Source organism: Vibrio sp. 1288 (assembly GCF_033344475.1).
The window spans coordinates 1-636 of record NZ_JAWPOX010000672.1; the positions used below are offsets into that span (position 1 = coordinate 1).

Here is a 636-nt window from a genome sequence, read left to right on the forward strand (position 1 = left end):
TTGACGGCAAGCTCTACATTGAAGTTGATCCAGACAATGCAGCGGTAGCAAGTAAGGACGGTAAACATACGATTCCTTATGCAGTTCTAGAAAAGGCTCGCAATCAGGCGAGCGAAGCGTCAAGCCGTATGCAGGAGCTAGAGCAACAGTTAAGTGAAGCTACAACCGCCAAGGAAAAACTACAGCTATACACCAAGCAATTAGAAGAAGCTGGCATTACGCCTGAAAAGCTACCTGAAGAATTGCTGAACGATGAAAATGCACTCAATGCGCTGCGTGATGAGTTGCCAGAAACGGCAGCAAATTTACTAACGGCGCTAGTTAAGCGTTTTCAAAGTAAGGCTACGACCACTCAACAAGAAGCCAATGACGGAGTTAACGAAGTTACTAACGCGCTAAACGCTGACGAACTAACAGAACTTCGCACTTGGGAATCGAGTGACCGTGACCGTTGGGATATGGCCCTAGTTATCGACAACAAGCTCAAGAATGATCCAGCGTTCCAAGCCATGCCACTAAAAGAACGCTTTGCAGAAGTGCAACGCCGAGTGAAGGCCGCTTTCGGTGATCCGGTTCAAGCGTCAATTGATGCTGAAAAGGCACAGAAACAAGCCGAGCAAGGCCAGCAGCAACCTC

Annotated in this window: 1 protein-coding gene; it reads left to right on the forward strand. The window is 48.1% G+C overall.

Translation table 11 applies throughout. The features are described 5' to 3' along the window. Window positions 1-636, forward strand: a 636-nt coding sequence (locus R8O11_RS28695; protein ID WP_412035088.1) for a hypothetical protein, incomplete at both ends; no start/stop codon positions are given.